A 16,862-nucleotide genomic window follows, 5' to 3' on the forward strand; every position below is an offset into this window, starting at 1 on the left:
CTGCACGGCCAGCAGGAAGGCCGCTTCTTCCACGGCTACTACAACTGCTATTGCTACCTGCCGCTCTACGTCTTCTGCGGCCGGCATCTGCTGGCGGCAAAGCTCAGGCGTTCCAACATCGACGCCAGCAAGGGAGCGATCGAGGAGGTTGCGCGAATCGTGACCCAAATCCGCAAGTCGTGGCCCCGGGTCCGCATCATCCTGCGCGCCGATTCCGGCTTTGCCCGCGAGGCGCTGATGGCCTGGTGCGAGCAAAACCGCGTCGACTATGTCTTCGGGGTCGCCCGCAACGAGCGGCTGGAAACGAAGATCGCCCCGGCCTTGGCGGAAGCCTGCCAGTCTTGCAGGGCAAGCGGCCAGGCCACACGCGTCTTCCGCGACTTCCTGTGGTCGACGAAAGACAGCTGGTCCCGCCGCAGGCGGGTCGTGGCCAAGGCCGAGTGGACGACGCTGGGTGCCAATCCGCGCTTTATCGTGACATCCCTCAAGCCGGAGCGCTGGGCGGCACGGGCGCTTTACGAGGATCTCTACTGCGCGCGCGGCGACATGGAGAACCGCATCAAAGAGTGCCAGCTCGACCTCTACGCCGACCGCACCAGTGCCCACACCATGCGCGCCAATCAGTTGCGACTTTGGTTTGCCTCGTTTGCCTACGTGCTCATTTGCGCCTTGCGCCGCCTCGGCCTCGCCCACACCCGGCTCGCCGAGGCCACCTGCGGCACGATCAGGTTGAAGCTGCTGAAGATCGGTGCGCAGGTCCGCGTCTCGGTACGGCGCATCAAGGTGGCGATGGCTTCGGCGTGTCCCTACGCCGACGAATTCGCACTGGCACACGCCCGAATACGCGCCGCGGCCCGATGACGCCGCAGGACCCGAACCCTCCCGCCAACAACAGAGGATACATTGCACAAGCTCAAATCGCCGCACCCACGCGGCGCCGATTGCGCTTGTCTTCGGGATCGGGACACGATGCCAGCGCCTGGCCAGGCCAAAACACCGCCTAACGCCAGATGCGGTGAGAAAAGCGGGTTAGTCGGTGCGCTGAACCACGGCCACATTCATGGTGCTTCTCAACCTGAAGCCAATGGACTCGTATAATCTTATAGCCGCTGCGTTGGTGGCGTAGGCGTGCAGATAGGGAACTTCGCCGCGCGCCGCGATCTGATTTGCCACGAACAGGGACAGCAACCTGCCCAGGCCGCTGCCGCGAAAGTCCGGATGTGAGCACACCCCGCTAAGCTCGGTATAGCCAGGTTGCTTCATGCGCTCACCGGCCATCGCCACAAGTCTGCCCTTGATCTTCACGCCCCAGAAATCCCCGAGACTAAACGCCCCGAGCGTGAACGGGCCGGGTTTGGTGAGAGACGCCAAGGCGAGCATCTCGGCTGCATCGTGCTGCGTCAGACGCTGCACACGCTCGTCGGACACGATCTGCAATGACCGTTCGGCAACCATCTGGACGCCGGAAGCCGCCGAGATCGCGGATAGCCCATCAGGCAGGGCAATGGGACCCGCCTGCAGCATGATCACGCTATCGTTTGGTGGAACAAGCCTATCGAACGCCCGTAGGCTTTCGGTGTCGTTCGCGGCGGTGGCAGCGAACGGGACGATCGACGACGGATATCGCCTGGCGAGGTTGTCACCTTGCGCGAAGGCCTTGTGTCGTGTCCCGAGCGCGCTCCAGACAGGACGGTCGAGGACATGTTTCATTGCACGGCACCCACGGCCTTTCCCACACGACGGTCGATGGGAGCCGCAGCGATGCCGTCCTCGATTGCGGCCAGTTGATCGAGAAGCGGCCCCGAAAGGTCTGCGCACAAATCCGCGACGGCTTTCTCGATGCGTGGCCAGACGTCGCGCTTCGCGGCATCGACGAGCCGTCGACCGTTCCGAGTGAGCGAGACAATCCTGCGCCGCTGGTCATTGTTCGACTGGCTGACTTCGACCAATCCCAGTTCGGCCAGAAGCTTCACGCTTCGTGTGACGCCCGGCTGCGCAATCCCAAGAGCCTGTGCCAGTTCACCAACTGGCAGGGGCCCCAGCCTGTCGAGCGCGGCCAGGAGCGGATACTGGCTCGACTGAACCGGGACATCCAGGCGATCGAGCACTCGCTGCGTATCCGACTGCAATTGCTCGCCTATACGCTTCAACCTGCTGCCCAGGCACAGGAAGCCAAGAGACCGTATGACATCTTCCATAATCAACGCGTCCCATGCTGATTAATAACATGATATATAACAATGCATAGAAAGTCAAAGGACGCGGTCGTAATGCAATCCGATCCGGCTGATAACTCCAGGATGGAGCCGCCGCCATTTGGAGATTTCCCTTCAGTCGGCGCTGATTGCATCCTATATGGCTCTTGCGCGATATGATCGGTAGTCAATCGCGCCAAGGCGACTGATTCGAGGCCGTGGGCCGGCCTCCATTATTCAAGCGGCACGCGGAATCTCGATCATGTCCTCCTTGCGCACCCATTTCGATCGCTTGCTCGAAGGCGCTGCGCCCAAGGTCACCCGGCAAGAGCTGACGCATATTGAGCGCCTAGCGCTGGTCCGCCGGCACGGCGATTTTTCGCTCGCCTATTCGACCGCCGTCCAGCGCAACCTATCCTATTTCGGCGATGCCGACCGGCTACATCGCCATCGGCACCAAGATGAAGCAGCATTTCGCGCTCGGCGATCCGGTGGTTCGCCCGCCCGACAGGCCCGACCACATCAGGAGCTTCGTCGAAAGTGCCGGCGACCCCTGGTTCGTGCAACGGCGCGCGTTCTGGCCGAACTTGGGTACCGGGTCAATCGTCTCGGTGTCGAAATGCGGCTGCTCCTGCCCGCCCACGACTTTTCCGGAAAGCGCAACGAAACCGTGCGCTACTCCGAGCGCTGGCTCTTGAAGAAGGATTCTCCTTTGCCGAGGACAAGCGCACCATCCTTCTCGACGAGATCCGGCGGCTCTCGCAGAATTGGCGGGCCGACCGCATCGCCAAGCGATGGGAGATGACCTTCCTCAACCGCCCCTTTGACGATCATTCTTGGCGTCGACATGCGCCGCTTCGTCCTGCATGGCCCGGATGGCGAGCTCGTTGCTTTGCTCGACTTCGATCCTCTGTTCAGCGGCGGCAAGGTGATCGGCTACGCCACCTCGTTCAAGCGTAAGCATGTCAATGCCACGGCGCATGCCGAGATCGGCCTGACCAAATTCGCGGTCGACCGCTTTCGCGAGCAAGGCATCTCCGTCGTCACGCCCGGCTTGTCGCCGCTTGTCGACATCGGACCCAGCGGATTTGCCGAAGCGACTTCTGGCGCACCGCCTTCCAGCGCGCCTATGGTTCGCCATGGATCAATCGCCGCAAATTCAACCTGCAGGGACAGGCTGCCTTCAAACGCCGCTTCCACGGCATCGAGGAGCCGACCTATGTCGCTTTCCGCAAGGGGACCTTCGTCGAGATGTTAGAGTTGCTCCGACGGATCAAGGCGATCTGAGCGACGCGGCGCAGACCCCAAGATCCCGTGACTTCAAAGTGCCGCTGCGGTGCAGAATTCTGCTCCGCTGCACTCTTCGGTTAGGGTTCCGGCATGGATCCCAGGGTCTGCGCGACGTCGCTTCGCTCCTGCTCCGCCCCGGGATGACGAAGTTGGATTCGTCAGTTCCGCAGCCGGTAGCCGGTCCTGAAGATCCACGCGACGATCGCTATGCAGACAAGCAGGAAAACGACGGTCATGCCGAGGCTGATGCCGATCGAGACGTCGGACTTGCCGTAGAAACTCCAGCGAAAGCCGCTGACCAGATAGAGGACGGGGTTGAACAGCGTCACCGTGCGCCAGACGCCGGGCAGCATGTCGATCGAATAGAAGCTGCCGCCAAGGAAGGTAAGCGGCGTGATGATCAGCAGCGGCACCAACTGCAATTGTTCGAAGCTCTTCGCCCAGATGCCGATGATGAAACCGAACAGGCTGAAGGTGACCGCCGTCAGCACCAGGAAGGCGAGCATCCAGACCGGATGCTCGATGGTCAGCGGCACGAACAACCCTGCGGTCGCCAGGATGATCAGGCCGAGTATGATCGACTTGGTCGCCGCACCCCCGACATAGGCAATGATGATCTCCAGATAAGATACCGGCGCCGACAGCAATTCGTAGATAGAGCCGACAAATTTCGGGAAATAGATGGCGAAGGACGCGTTGGAGATCGACTGCGTCAGCAGCGACAGCATGATCAGCCCCGGCACGATGAAGGCACCGTAGCTGACGCCGTCGATCTCGGTGATACGCGAGCCGATGGCCGAGCCGAAGACGACGAAATAGAGCGATGTCGAGATGACGGGCGATACGATGCTTTGCAGCACGGTCCGAAAGGCGCGCGCCATCTCCATCTTGTAGATCGCCCAGACTGCTCGCAGGTTCATGCGTCCTTCCTCACCAGATTGACGAAGATCTCCTCGAGCGAGCTGTTTTGCGTGTCGATATCGCGGAACTGGATACCAGCCGCTTCGAGATCGCGGAGCAGCGAGGCGACGCCCGGCCGTTCGCTCTGGTTGTCATAGGTGTACGTCAGTCGATCACCGTCCGGCGAAAGCTCCAGCGCATAGCGCGAAAACGTCTCGGGTATGGTGGCGAGCGGGCTGCGCAGTTCCAGCAACAGCCGTTTGCGGCCAAGCGTGCGCATCAGTTCGGCCTTGTCCTCGACCAGCACGATCTCGCCGCGGTTGATGACGCCGACCCGGTCGGCCATCGCCTCGGCCTCCTCGATATAGTGTGTGGTCAGGATGATGGTGACGCCATCCTCGCGCAGCCGGCGCACCATCTCCCACATATCCTGGCGCAGCTCGACGTCGACGCCGGCCGTCGGCTCGTCGAGGAACAGAACCCTCGGTTCGTGCGACAGCGCCTTGGCGATCATCAGCCGCCGCTTCATGCCGCCGGACAGGGTGATCGCCTTGGCGTCCTTCTTGTCCCACAACGACAGGTCGCGCAGCACTTTCTCGACAAACGCGTGGTTGGCCGGCTTGCCGAACAGGCCGCGGCTGTAGTTGACCGTGGCCCACACGCTCTCGAACGCGTCGATGGTCAGTTCCTGCGGCACCAGCCCGATAAGGCTGCGCGCGGTCCGATAATCCCGGCTGATGTCGTGGCCGTCCACGGTGACCGTGCCCGACGAGCGGTTGACGATACCGCAGACGATCGAGATCAGCGTCGTCTTGCCGGCACCGTTCGGCCCGAGCAGCGCAAAGATCTCGCCGCGCTCGATATCGAGATTGATCTCCTTCAGCGCCTTGAAACCGGTGGCGTAGGTCTTGGTGACCCCGGAAATCGAAATGATGGATGGCATGGCTGAAAAACGGCTGCTTGAAAGGAGAACTGTTGATTTTTGGTCCGCTGAATGTCGGTGCGCGCAGCCGGAAGTCAATGGTACTCCTGACAGTTCTGGACATTGGCGGCGCAAGAGACCGGTCGGAAGATGTAAATTTGCATTTCCATGTCCTGTGACCCCAAGATCCCTTGACCCTGCGGCGTTCCGCCTCGCGTGACGCCACGCCGCTTTGACGTTTGACGTATCCGGCATATCTTCTTTGATATAATCGCAGCCGGAGCCCGCCATGGACCCGCTCATGTTGTCGCGCATCCAGTTCGGCGCGAACATCTCGTTCCACATCCTGTTTCCGGCTATCACCATCGCGCTTGGCTGGGTGCTGCTGCTCTTCAAGCTTCGCTACAACGCCACCGGCGATTCCGCCTGGATGCGCGCCTATTTCACCTGGGTGAAGGTGTTCGCGCTGTCATTCGCCATGGGTGTGGTTTCGGGCGTCACCATGAGCTTCCAGTTCGGCACCAACTGGCCCGGTTACATGGAGACCGTCGGCAACATCGCCGGCCCGCTGCTCGCCTATGAGGTCCTTACCGCCTTCTTCCTCGAGGCAGCGTTCCTCGGCATCATGCTGTTCGGCTTTCGCCGCGTCTCCAACCGCATCCACACGCTGGCAACCGTGCTGGTGGCTGGCGGCACCACTTTGTCCGCCTTCTGGATCATCGCGCTCAATTCGTGGATGCAGACGCCGGTCGGCTTCGAGATGCGCGATGGCGTAGCGCACGCCACCGACTGGTGGGCGATCGTCTTCAACCCGTCCATGCCCTACCGGCTCGTCCATATGCTGCTTGCCTCGGGCTTGACGGTTTCGTTCCTGATCGCCGGCCTGTCGGCGCTGCGCTATCTCTATGGCGACCGCTCGGAATCGATGTGGAAGGCATTACGCACCGGTGTCTTCACCGCGGCGGTCCTGATCCCCGTCCAGATCTTCGCCGGCGACCAGCATGGCCTCAACACGCTAGAGCATCAGCCGCAGAAGATCGCCGCCATGGAGGCCAACTGGAACACCGGCCCCAATGTGCCGCTGATCCTCTTCGCGCTTCCAGACGAAGCGGCAAGGGAGAACAGATTCGAACTCACCATCCCCGACGGGGCCAGCCTCATCCTCAGGCACAGCGCCAGTGGCGTCGTGCCGGGGCTGAACGACTATGCCGGCGACCACCCGCCGGTCTTTCCGGTGTTCTGGGGTTTTCGTATCATGGTTGGCGTCGGGGTTCTTATGCTCGTCGTCTCCTGGTCGGCCGCCTTTTTCCTGAGGCGCCGCCACAGCCTGCCGAAGCCGCTGGCACTGGTGATGGTGCCGATGGCGCTGTCCGGCTGGCTGGCGACGTTGGCCGGCTGGTACACCACCGAGATCGGCCGCCAGCCCTGGCTGGTCACCGGCGTGCTCAAGACCGCCGACGCCGTCGGCCCGGTCGCCGGCAGCCAGGTCGCGCTGTCGCTTGCGGTCTATCTCATCCTCTACGCGCTGCTCTTGATCGCCTATCTCGGCGTGCTGGTGCATCTGGCGCTGAAAGCGGCGAAGGACGGCGACGCCTCGCCGTTGCCCGGCGTCATGAACGCGGCGCTGTCGCAGCCGGCGGCGAAGTAGGAGAACGGTGATGACGCTTCCCTGGCCGACATTGCTCCCCCTCATCTTCGCCGGCCTGATGGGCCTTGCCATCCTGATCTACGTCATCCTCGACGGCTTCGATCTCGGCATCGGCATCCTGTTTGCGGCCGCCGAAGACGCCGAGCAGGACACGATGATCGCGGCAATAGGCCCGTTCTGGGACGCCAACGAGACCTGGCTGGTGCTGGCCGTCGGCCTGCTGCTGGTCGCCTTCCCGCTGGCGCACGGCACCATCCTCACCGCCCTCTACATTCCGGTCTTCTTGCTCCTTGTCGGCCTGATCTTGCGCGGCGTCGCCTTTGATTTTCGTGCCAAGGTGCCGGCCGGCAGGAAGCATCGCTGGAACCGCATCTTCTTCCTGGGATCGGTCATCGCCTCGCTGGCGCAGGGCTACATGCTGGGGATCTATGTGCTCGGCCTGGATGTCGGCCTCGGCGGTATCGCCTTTGGCGCGCTGGTGGCACTCTGCCTTGCCGCTGCCTATGCGGCGATGGGCGCAGCCTGGGTCATCTACAAGACGGAAGGCGAATTGCAGAAGAAGGCGGTGCTCTGGCTGCGCCGGGCGCTGGTGCTGACCGCGCTCGGCATGGTCGCCGTCTCGCTAGCCACGCCGCTCGCCAGTCCGCGCATCTTCGACAAATGGTTCGTCTGGCCCGCCATGATCTATCTGTCGCCGCTGCCGATCCTGTCGGCGGTGCTGTTCCTGTGGCTGTGGCGACAGACATTCCATCTGCCCAAGGCGGACGACCGCCATGCGCTGACGCCATTCCTGACGCTGGCCGCAATCTTCACGCTGGGCTTCGCCGGCCTCGCGTGGTCGTTTTATCCCTTCGTGGTGCCCGACCGGCTGACCATTTGGCAGGCGGCGTCTGCGCCCGAAAGCCTCGCCATCATCCTAGCCGGCACGGTGGTCGTGCTGCCGATCATCATCTTCTATTCGTTCTACGCCTACCGCGTCTTCGGCGGCAAGGCGACGGATCTGACCTACGATTGACCGACAGCAACGCGATGGATTCCCGATGAGACCGCGGTGTCGCGGGAAACAGAATATTCACCTTCCGGGGCAATAACCCTTCTTCGACAGAGTCCGGCCCGCTGCTGCGGCGGGCAAGAAGAAGGACAATGCAATGAGCGGTGTCCCCGTCGCATCAGCGAGACAAGATCGGCTGGTCTTGATCCTGATCCGCATGGTCGCTCTGATCGGCGCGCTTGCGTTGGCCGGCCTGCTGCCGTTTCCGCAACAGGCGCATGCCCAGGAGATGGCCAACTGGGCCGGCGTTTGGGATACGAAATGGCGCGGCGCCGGCGCCGAGATCACCTTCGAGCAGACCGGCGCCGACGTGAAAGGCGTCTACCCGCTCTATAACGGCCGCATCGAGGCGAAGGCTGAGGGCAATAACCTTGTCGGACGCTGGTTCGAGGGCGATCGCCAGGGCGCTTTCGTCTTCGTTCAGTCGCCCGACGGCGAGAGCTTCATGGGGCGCTTCGAATCCGCCACCGCCGAATGGTGGACAGGCGTGCGCGTCAGCGCCGTCGAGGACATCCGCGTCGACCAGACCAGCCCGATGACGACCATGCGCTCTTTCCTGCAGACCATGAACGAGAGCGGCGCCGACAATGTGCCGCGGGCAACCGGCGGCGGCATGGGCCTCGCCGCTCGGGCGGCAGGGCTGATCGATGTCGCCGAGGCCGACCGTGGCGACCTCAACATGCCCGATTACACCAAGCTTCTGTTCAACGTCATCGACAATGCGACCATCCGCCTGTGGAGCCTGCCGCGCGACGCGAGCACGGGCGACGAGGTGAGCACCAGGCTTCAGCAGCATGACACCAACGCCTCCTTCGAAGTCACTTTCCGCCGCAGACAAGGCGAGTGGTTCATCGTCGGTCCGCCGCTCGGCCTGCTTCAGGCCAAGCTCGCCGAATTCCAGGCGGCGCGTGGCGAAGCCGTCGACTGGGTCGACGATCCAGCCAAGCTGGCCTCGCCGCGCGATACGTTCAAGGTGCTGCTCAGCGGCGTCACCGAGGCTGGCAACACCGCGCAGGCGGCGCTCAATCTGCGCGACTACAATCCGGCCGTTCGCGCCGACGAGGCGTTCCTTCTCGAGCGCTATCTGAAGAAGGTCATCGATCGTATCGGCTATGTCTACTGGCAGGAAATTCCGGACGATCCCAAAAGCAACACGCCCTATGTCTATTTCGAGCATCCGTCCGGCAACATCGTCGTCGGCCCGGTCGAGACGGACAAGGGCAAGATCTGGCAATTCACGCCCGAGACGCTCGCCAACATCCGCACGCTCTATGCCGACGTGGAGGACGTCCCGGTGGCGCCGGAGTTCGCCGCTTTCGCCAGCGGCGACCCGTTCTTCGCCACGCGCAGCCTGGCCCGCGAGATCAGCCCCGGCCTGCTCACCCGCGCCGGCCCGATGGAACGCTGGCAATGGTGGGTGCTTGGCCTCGCAGTGCTGGCCGGCATTGCCTTTGGCTTCATCGCCAATGCGGTCATTTCCTTTTTTGCGCCCAGCCAGAACCGTTCGCAGCGCTCGGCCTTCCTACGCGTCGTCGAATGGGCGGTGCGCTCGATCTTCCTCGGCCTTTTCCTTTTGGTGGCATTGCGCCCGCTCGGCCTGCCGCAAGTGGTCGCAGCACCAGTAAAGGCGGCGGCCTGGAGCCTGATCGTGATCGGCTTCGTACCGGTGGTCTGGCAACTCATCGGCAGGATCGCCGACCATTACCGCAGGATGTGGCCGGCACCCGGCTATCACGACACGCTGATTTCGTTGACCACCGGCGTTGCGCGCGTTGCCGTGCTGGTCGTTGCCTTCCTGCTGTTGGCCGAAGTGCTTGCGATCCCTTACGAAGGCGTCATCGCTGGCCTCGGCATCGGCGGTCTCGCCGTGGCGCTGGCGGCGCAACCGACGCTGCAGAACTTCCTCTCCGGCCTGACGCTCTATGCCGACCGACCGGTCAGCGTCGGCGATTTCTGCAAGTTCGGCGGCCAGTCGGGCACCATCGAGCATATCGGCATGCGCTCGACCCGCATAAGGTCGCTCGATCGCACCGTCATCTCGGTGCCGAATTCGGACTTCGCCGGCATGCAGATCGAAAATTGCGCACATCGCGATCGTACCCGCTTCGCGACGACGCTGCAGCTGCGCTACGAGACAACGCCCGACCAGTTGCGCTATACCTTGGCCGAGTTGCGCAAGCTGCTGATCGCGCATCCGCGCGTCATCGACAATCCGTGCCATGTGCGCTTTGTCGGCTTCGGCCCCTATTCGCTCGACATCGAGGTGTCCACCTACATCATGACTGCGGACGGGTCCGAGTTCCTCGCCATACGCGAGGACATCCTTTTGTCCATCATCAACATCATGGACGACGCCGGCGCGCAGTTCGCGTTCCCCTCGCAGCTGGAGTACAGCGTCGCCGATCTTCCGGTCGACGAGGAAAAGCGCGTCGCCGCGGAGAAACGGGTCAGCGACTGGCGCGAGGCAGAAAACCTGCCTTTCCCCGATTTCAGCCAGCGTGACAAGCTCACCTTCAACAACACTCGAGCCTACCCGCCGAAGGGCTCGGTGCGTTACCGCGAGATGGAGCCTGCCCCGACATCGACTGAGGCCATCGCAACACAGGAAAAGCTGGGCTGGAGCTTGCCCTGGCGCAAATAGCGGACCTGGCATTGGAGCGACGTGCATCCGCTCCACACGAGGCCAAATCTGCCGCACCAACTATCTGCACAATATTTAGGCTGCCTGCCAGTCGGGTGGCATCGGGTCGTGATGAGAAATTCCCAACCCTGTTGGAAAAGCCCCGATACGCGCTGATTTCGATGGTTTGGCACGTCTGTTGCTTTGCCCTGACGACCAATCGGTTTTGTTCAGTCAAAGGGGAAAATAATGAACCGTCGCAATGCGTGCATGCTGGCCTTCTCCGCCGTGGTCGTAATGGCCATCGCTCCGTCTCCGCAGGCGCGGGCTGACGCCCTGAGCGACATCGGGGCGCGGGGCACCATCCGCGTCGCCGTCCCGCAGGATTTCCCGCCCTTCGGCAGCGTTGGCGCCGACATGACGCCGCAGGGTTACGACATCGACATCGCCAATCTGATTGGCGAAAAGCTTGGCGCCAAGGTCGAGATCGTCCCGGTCACCAGCGCCAACCGCATTCCCTACCTTCAGACCAACAAGGTGGACCTGGTCATATCCAGCCTCGGCAAGAATCCCGATCGCGAGAAGGTCATCGACTTTTCCGAAGCCTACGCGCCCTTCTACAATGGCGTGTTCGCACCGGCGGATGTCGCGGTCGCCAAGGCGGAAGATCTTGCCGGCAAGACCGTTGGCGTCACCCGCGGTGCGATCGAAGACCTCGAACTGACCAAGGTCGCGCCCGCTAGCGTCGAGATCAAGCGCTACGAGGACAATAACGGTACTATTTCCGCTTTCCTTTCGGGCCAGGTCGAGGTGATCGCGACCGGAAATGTCGTCGCCGCCGCCATCCTAGAAAAGAACCCGCCCAAGCGGCCCGAACTCAAATTCCTGATCAAGAACTCGCCTTGCTACATCGGCCTGAACAAGGACGAGCCGGCATTGATGGCCAAGATCAACGGGATCATCGCCGCCGCGAGGTCCGACGGCGCCCTCAACGCGATTTCGCAAAAATGGCTGAAGGTGGACCTGCCGGCTGAGCTGTGATCGCCGCCCGCCGCGTGTGGTCTAGGTCAGACAGCAAGCCATGACCTATCAGTTCGATTTCGGCTGGTTGATCGTTTCTCTGCCGGTGCTGCTCAAGGGCATCCGGATCACCGTGCAGCTCATCCTGATCGGCGCGGTGTTCGGCGTGGCGTTGGGCATCGCCTGCGCCTGGGTACGCGCGCTCGGGCCGAAGTGGCTGAGGCCCGTCGTCGCGACCTATGTCGAGCTGATCCGCAACACGCCCTTCCTCATCCAGCTTTTCTTCATCTTCTTCGGCCTGCCGTCGCTTGGCATCAGGATGTCGGAATTGACCGCCGCCAACCTTGCCATGATCGTGAACCTCGGCGCCTACAGCTGCGAGATCATCCGCGCCGGCATCCAGGCCACGCCACGCGGCCAGTTCGAAGCCGGCGCGAGCCTCGCCATGACCCCGTTCCAGGCCTTCTGGTACGTGGTTCTGATCCCTGCGCTCCAGCGCATCTGGCCTGCGCTGTCGTCGCAGATCGTCATCGTCATGCTGGGTTCGGCCGTCGTTTCGCAGATTGCCGCCGAGGACCTGACCTTCGCCGCCAACTTTATCCAGTCGCGCAATTTCAGGGCCTTCGAAACCTACATCGTCTCCACCTTGATCTACCTGGCGCTCGCGATCCTGCTGCGCCAGCTGCTGGCCGGCCTGGGCGGGATGCTGTTTCCAAGGAAGGCGTCGCGATGAGGCATGCGCCATGATCGAGTTCAGCTTCTGGGACATCCTGCGCAACCTGCTTTTGGCCGCGCGCTGGACCGTTCTGCTCTCGCTGGTCTCCTTCATCGGTGGCGGCATCGTCGGCGCGGTCCTGCTTTTCCTGCGCATCGGCGGCCGGCGTTGGATGCGGCTTCTGTCACGCGGCTACATCCAACTGTTCCAGGGCACGCCGCTCCTGATGCAGCTTTTTCTCGCTTTCTTCGGGCTTGGCCTGTTCGGCATCGACGTTCCCGCGCGGCTTGCCGCTTGTGTCGCGCTCATCCTGTGGACCGCCGCCTTCCTCGCCGAAATCTGGCGCGGCTGCGTCGAGAGCGTCGCCAAGGGTCAATGGGAGGCGTCCGCCAGCCTCGGAATGGGTTATCTCCAGCAGATGCGCTACGTCATCCTGCCGCAGGCGCTGAAAGTGGCGGTGCCGCCGACGGTCGGCTTCTCGGTGCAGGTGGTGAAGGGCACCGCGCTCACCTCCATCATCGGCTTCGTCGAACTGTCGAAGGCCGGTTCGATCGTCACAAACGCCACGTTCCAGCCATTCACCGTCTATGGCCTGGTCGCGCTCATCTACTTTGCTTTGTGCTGGCCGCTGTCGAAGTCGAGCCAGCTCCTGGAAAGGAAGCTCAATGTCGCTCATCGCAATCACTGAGGTGAAGAAGCGCTTCGGCGACAACGAGGTGCTGAAGGGGATTTCCATCGACATCGCGCCGGGCGAGGTCGTCGCCATCATCGGCAAGAGCGGTTCGGGCAAGTCGACGCTGCTGCGCTGCATCAACGGGTTGGAGACCATCGATGAAGGCTCGATCGTCGTCGCCGGTGCCCAGTTCCTGCCCGACGAGACGCATCTCAAGGCGCTGCGTCTGAAGGTCGGCATGATCTTCCAGCAATTCAACCTGTTCCCGCATCTCACGGCTGGCGGCAATGTCATGCTGTCGCAGATGGTGGTGAAGAAGACGCCGAAAAAGGACGCCGAAGCGGTCGCGCGAAAAATGCTCGACCGCGTCGGTCTCGCCCACAAGTTCGACGCATTGCCGGACGAACTGTCCGGCGGCCAGCAGCAGCGCGTGGCGATCGCCCGGGCACTCGCGATGCAGCCCATCGCGCTGCTATGCGACGAGATCACTTCGGCGCTCGATCCCGAACTCGTCGCCGAAGTGCTGGCCGTCGTCAAGGAACTGGCCGCGGAAGGCATGACGCTGGTGATGGTCACCCACGAGATGCGCTTCGCCCGCGACGTCTGCTCGCGCGTCGTCTTCATGCATCAGGGCCGCGTCCACGAGATCGGCGCGCCCGAGGACGTCTTCGCCAATCCCAGGACGTCGGAGCTCAAGCAGTTCCTGGGCGTGCAGTAAGCAGGCATTGTTGCCCTGATCGCTGCTCCTAAGCGCGTCGCAAAAAATCAGCTCTTGTTGGCGGCCAGCACCAGCACCGGCTTGTCGCTGTACAGGCTGGGGAATAGCGTCTTCAGATTCTCTACCTTGGGCAGGTCGTTGTAGACGATGTAGGGATAGGTCGGGTTCAGCGTCAGGAAATCCTGGTGATAGTCCTCGGCCCGATAGAAGGGTTTTTCGGTCTCCAGCGTGGTCACGATCGACTCTGGAAAGACCTTGGCCTTGTCGAGTTGGGCGATGTAGCTCTCGGCGATCTTCTTCTGCGCGTCGCTTTCGGCAAAGATCGTCGAACGGTACTGCGGGCCGCGGTCCGGACCCTGGTAGTTCAGCTGCGTCGGGTTGTGCGCGACCGAGAAATACACCTGCAGCAACTGGCCGTAGGTCACTTTGGACGGTTCGTAGGTGATCTCGACGGCTTCGGCGTGCCCGGTCCGGCCGGTGCCGACCGTCTCGTAGACAGCGGTGTCCTCGGTCCCGCCGGCATAGCCGGAGACGGCGCCGGTTACGCCCTTGACGTGCTGGAACACGCCCTGCACGCCCCAGAAGCAGCCGCCGGCGAAGACCGCCTTCGCGGTGCCGCCGGCGGCTTTCTCGTCCATCGCCGGCGGCGGGATCACCACCGCCTCCTCGGCCGAGATTGCCGGCGTCTGCCACAATGGGCCGCCGGCCGCCGCGAGGATCAGTGCCGCAAGCGCGCTCCTGGCGAAGCTCGTCGATCGTTTCGCGGCGGGTTTTTCAATGCAGGTCATGTCGGATCTCCATGCATGAGTTTAACAATTATACGACAGAACGGTCCGCCGGCGCCTCACATTGCCGTGCGCCGGCGCATTGCGTTGCGTCCGGGTCAGGCTGCCTCGCAGTCCGCAAGGGCCGTCCCCGGCCTGGAGGGAACGGCCCCAGGGCTGCCGGGGCCGGACAGACCTACTTGGCCATGCCCATCGCGTCGCAGGCCTTTGTTGCCTCATCCTTCTTCATCGCGTCGGTCTCCATGGCTGCCTTGTCCATGCACTCCTTCATCTTCTCGGCGGCCATCGGGTCGGCCGGCTTCATCGCGTCGGTGGCCATGGCGTCGGCGGGTTTCATCGCATCCGTGGCCATCGGGTCCGCAGGCTTCATCGCATCCTCGGCGCGGGCGATGCCGCCGGCAAAAAGTGCCGTCGAGCAAAGCGCGAAGGCAAGCGCCGGCAGGGTCAGACGGTTGGTCATGGTGGTCTCCTCTGGGGTTGATGGCGCGCTGATGCGGCCGGCATGTGCGGCGCCGCTCATGCGGCGTTGCGCAAATCTCGAGAGTCTAGTTGGTGGCGGCGGCCAGGATAGGCCCGCCATCCGGCACCTGCACCAGCACCGCGGTGCTGAGCCCGCTCGCGGCGGCCGGCAGTGGCAGCGCGATGGCGTCGCCGGTCCAGGCGCCAAGCCTGGAGAGGGAATGCACGACATTGGCATGCGGCAGCGTGCGTCCGGTGTTTTCGCCGCGCGCCACCGGCACCTCGATGACGCCCTGCCGGTAGCCCACCAGCCAGATATCGGCCTTGCCGCCCGGCACCGCGCCGGCGCCGATGGCGATCTTGCCGCCGTCGAGCGACAGCGACGGCCCTTTCGCGCTGCTGCTGCTCGAAATCAGCTGCTCGATCTCACCGGGCCGGGCGCCGACCGCGTCGGCGTTACCATTGACCACCACTTGCGGCGTGAACGGGCCCGAGCGGCCGAGCGACGGCTCGTAGCGGACCTGGCGCTGGGTGAATTCCTCTCTGCCGAAAGTGTCCTTCCAGCCGAGATAGTCCCAGTAGGTGACGTTGAAGGAGAGCGCCAGCACGTCAGGCCGGTCTTTGACCTTGATCAGGTTGGCGTTGGCCGGCGGGCAGGACGAGCAGCCCTGGCTGGTGAACAGCTCGACCACGGTGAGCGTCTGGGCCAAGGCAGCACCGGTCGCGGCGAGAGCGATCAGGGCAGCGCCGGCGCCGGCCAGCCACGCCTTGCCGGGTTTTGCTTTCGATCCGGTCATCTAGGGTCTCCGTTGCGGCGGGGGCCGGTTGCCGGCCATGTCCACAATTCGCCGCCGCCACGGGCTTCGTTACAGCCTTCACCGCTTCGTGATCGGAAGGCTGGCTATCTTTGCGACGTTGGAGATTGGCGAAGGCCGTCACGACAGCCGATCTCCCCCCATGGGGGGAGATCATGGATCCTGGCAAAGCCGGCGGGACAGCGCCCCCCTCTGGCCTGCCGGCCATCCCCCACAAGGGGGGAGATTGGCAGCTCAGGCGCCTGCCCCCTACTGCGTAAGCACTGTTTGCGAAGGCCGCTGATTGAAGTCGCACTTGCCGGTCACGGTGTAGAAGAAATCGGCGTTGGACACCGGAGCCGGCACGGCGTTTCCGCCGTCTTCCCAGGCCTGCTGGCTGGGTTGGCCGCACGGCACCGCGGTGAAGATGTCCACCTTTTCGCCGTTCGCGACTTCAACGCCGTCGATGTACAGCCGGTTCGATGTGTTCGTGTCATTCGACTTGAGCCTGGGCAGCTGGGCCGATGGCACATCCATCTGCAGATACAGCGCATCCATCAGGCTGACGTCGACCACCGCGCCGGTGCCGTTCGCGGGGTACATGGTGTTGGTGCAGGTGGTCAGGTATTTCTTGTTACCGCTCGTCTGGGTGATCGCCCCAGTGGGCAGGCTTCTCTGATTGGGGTCGTTGGGGTCAAGCTCCTCCTGATATTTTTTTCCGGACCATGTCGCCCCGCGGGTCACTCGCTTCTCTTCGCGGTCGACGTTAGGCCGCCGCATGATGGGGTCAGTAGAGCGAGGCGTCTCAATCTGTTGAACGACCTTGAGAGAGTTCGTCCCAGGATCGTGCCTGCTAACGAGATCGCCTTGCCCATCGTCCCCACGGGAACGATCCGGATCACGCCCTTTCGGGTGGAATCAACTCCTCCTTCGTTGGTCTGTTGTCCCTATTTCATGCCGATACGGGGCCGGGTGCCTTGCCGAAGCGGAATTCTGTCCCGTCGCTCCACATGCGATGCAGAATGACAGCGAGCTTGCGGGCAACAGCAACTCGGGCTCGGGCCATACCGCG

The 16,862-nt window shown here is 63.0% G+C and carries 17 protein-coding genes and 2 pseudogenes; 10 read left to right on the plus strand and 9 right to left on the minus strand.

Features of this window, described 5'->3' with window-relative positions; translation table 11 throughout:
* A partial coding sequence (locus IQ26_RS36780; protein WP_145723262.1) for an IS1380 family transposase occupies positions 1-861 on the plus strand: 861 nt, incomplete at its 5' end.
* Positions 862-1,029: 168 nt separating this feature from the next.
* Here IQ26_RS36780 and IQ26_RS36785 read toward each other — a convergent pair.
* Positions 1,030-1,710, minus strand: a complete 681-nt coding sequence (locus IQ26_RS36785; RefSeq protein WP_145723263.1) for a GNAT family N-acetyltransferase — start codon at positions 1,708-1,710, stop codon at positions 1,030-1,032.
* Positions 1,707-2,198, minus strand: a complete 492-nt coding sequence (locus IQ26_RS36790; RefSeq protein WP_145723264.1) for a MarR family winged helix-turn-helix transcriptional regulator — start codon at positions 2,196-2,198, stop codon at positions 1,707-1,709. The genes IQ26_RS36785 and IQ26_RS36790 overlap by 4 nt, the downstream gene beginning before the upstream one ends.
* A gap of 259 nt (positions 2,199-2,457) precedes the next feature.
* Here IQ26_RS36790 and IQ26_RS41370 point away from each other — a divergent pair.
* Positions 2,458-3,482 (plus strand): annotated as a pseudogene (locus IQ26_RS41370) (phosphatidylglycerol lysyltransferase domain-containing protein).
* Between the two features lie 161 nt (positions 3,483-3,643).
* On the opposite strand, the gene IQ26_RS36800 reads toward IQ26_RS41370, so the two are convergent.
* On the minus strand, positions 3,644-4,405 hold the full coding sequence (locus IQ26_RS36800; protein ID WP_145723265.1) for an ABC transporter permease: 762 nt from the start codon (positions 4,403-4,405) through the stop codon (positions 3,644-3,646).
* Positions 4,402-5,328 carry an ABC transporter ATP-binding protein gene (locus tag IQ26_RS36805; protein ID WP_145723266.1) on the minus strand — a complete coding sequence of 309 codons (927 nt, stop codon included), beginning with the start codon at positions 5,326-5,328 and terminating at the stop codon, positions 4,402-4,404. Before IQ26_RS36805 ends, IQ26_RS36800 begins: the two co-directional genes overlap by 4 nt.
* Between IQ26_RS36805 and IQ26_RS39360 the strand changes: the two genes are divergently transcribed.
* From IQ26_RS39360 to IQ26_RS36840, 8 genes are all read left to right on the plus strand, one after another.
* Positions 5,322-5,486 carry a hypothetical protein gene (locus IQ26_RS39360; protein ID WP_156090977.1) on the plus strand — a complete coding sequence of 55 codons (165 nt, stop codon included), beginning with the start codon at positions 5,322-5,324 and terminating at the stop codon, positions 5,484-5,486. The genes IQ26_RS36805 and IQ26_RS39360 overlap by 7 nt on opposite strands.
* Positions 5,487-5,596: 110 nt before the next feature.
* Positions 5,597-6,955, plus strand: coding sequence for a cytochrome ubiquinol oxidase subunit I (locus IQ26_RS36810; RefSeq protein ID WP_145723267.1), 1,359 nt, complete (start codon positions 5,597-5,599; stop codon positions 6,953-6,955).
* A 10-nt stretch (positions 6,956-6,965) separates the two neighbouring features.
* Positions 6,966-7,970 carry a cytochrome d ubiquinol oxidase subunit II gene (locus IQ26_RS36815; protein WP_145723268.1) on the plus strand — a complete coding sequence of 335 codons (1,005 nt, stop codon included), beginning with the start codon at positions 6,966-6,968 and terminating at the stop codon, positions 7,968-7,970.
* Positions 7,971-8,103: 133 nt separating this feature from the next.
* The gene (locus IQ26_RS36820; protein WP_145723269.1) at positions 8,104-10,647 is read left to right on the plus strand and encodes a mechanosensitive ion channel family protein; all 2,544 of its coding nucleotides are present in this window, start codon (positions 8,104-8,106) and stop codon (positions 10,645-10,647) included.
* 249 nt (positions 10,648-10,896) lie between these two features.
* A complete protein-coding gene (locus IQ26_RS36825) occupies positions 10,897-11,667 on the plus strand; it encodes a transporter substrate-binding domain-containing protein (RefSeq protein ID WP_145723276.1) in 771 nt (256 codons plus the stop codon).
* A gap of 40 nt (positions 11,668-11,707) precedes the next feature.
* Complete coding sequence (locus tag IQ26_RS36830; protein ID WP_145723270.1) at positions 11,708-12,379, plus strand: amino acid ABC transporter permease; 672 nt, start codon at positions 11,708-11,710, stop codon at positions 12,377-12,379.
* A gap of 10 nt (positions 12,380-12,389) precedes the next feature.
* Positions 12,390-13,049 (plus strand): amino acid ABC transporter permease, encoded by a 660-nt coding sequence (locus IQ26_RS36835; RefSeq protein WP_145723271.1) that lies wholly within the window; start codon positions 12,390-12,392, stop codon positions 13,047-13,049.
* Entirely contained in the window at positions 13,027-13,752 is a 726-nt protein-coding gene (locus tag IQ26_RS36840) for an amino acid ABC transporter ATP-binding protein (protein ID WP_145723272.1), read from the plus strand. The genes IQ26_RS36835 and IQ26_RS36840 overlap by 23 nt, the downstream gene beginning before the upstream one ends.
* Before the next feature lie 47 nt (positions 13,753-13,799).
* Here IQ26_RS36840 and msrA read toward each other — a convergent pair whose 3' ends face one another.
* The 5 genes and pseudogenes from msrA to IQ26_RS36865 all read right to left on the minus strand — a co-directional run.
* The gene (msrA, locus tag IQ26_RS36845) at positions 13,800-14,540 is read right to left on the minus strand and encodes a peptide-methionine (S)-S-oxide reductase MsrA (RefSeq protein ID WP_145723273.1); all 741 of its coding nucleotides are present in this window, start codon (positions 14,538-14,540) and stop codon (positions 13,800-13,802) included.
* Positions 14,541-14,712: 172 nt separating this feature from the next.
* Entirely contained in the window at positions 14,713-14,997 is a 285-nt protein-coding gene (locus tag IQ26_RS36850) for a pentapeptide MXKDX repeat protein (RefSeq protein ID WP_145723274.1), read from the minus strand.
* A gap of 85 nt (positions 14,998-15,082) precedes the next feature.
* Complete coding sequence (locus IQ26_RS36855) at positions 15,083-15,793, minus strand: DUF1223 domain-containing protein (protein WP_145723275.1); 711 nt, start codon at positions 15,791-15,793, stop codon at positions 15,083-15,085.
* A 267-nt stretch (positions 15,794-16,060) separates the two neighbouring features.
* Complete coding sequence (locus IQ26_RS36860) at positions 16,061-16,534, minus strand: hypothetical protein (protein WP_338101656.1); 474 nt, start codon at positions 16,532-16,534, stop codon at positions 16,061-16,063.
* A gap of 208 nt (positions 16,535-16,742) precedes the next feature.
* Positions 16,743-16,862: pseudogene (locus IQ26_RS36865) on the minus strand (IS110 family RNA-guided transposase); the annotation flags it as partial.

Origin of the sequence: Mesorhizobium tianshanense, from assembly GCF_007830515.1 — a bacterium.
GTDB lineage: Bacteria > Pseudomonadota > Alphaproteobacteria > Rhizobiales > Rhizobiaceae > Mesorhizobium > Mesorhizobium tianshanense.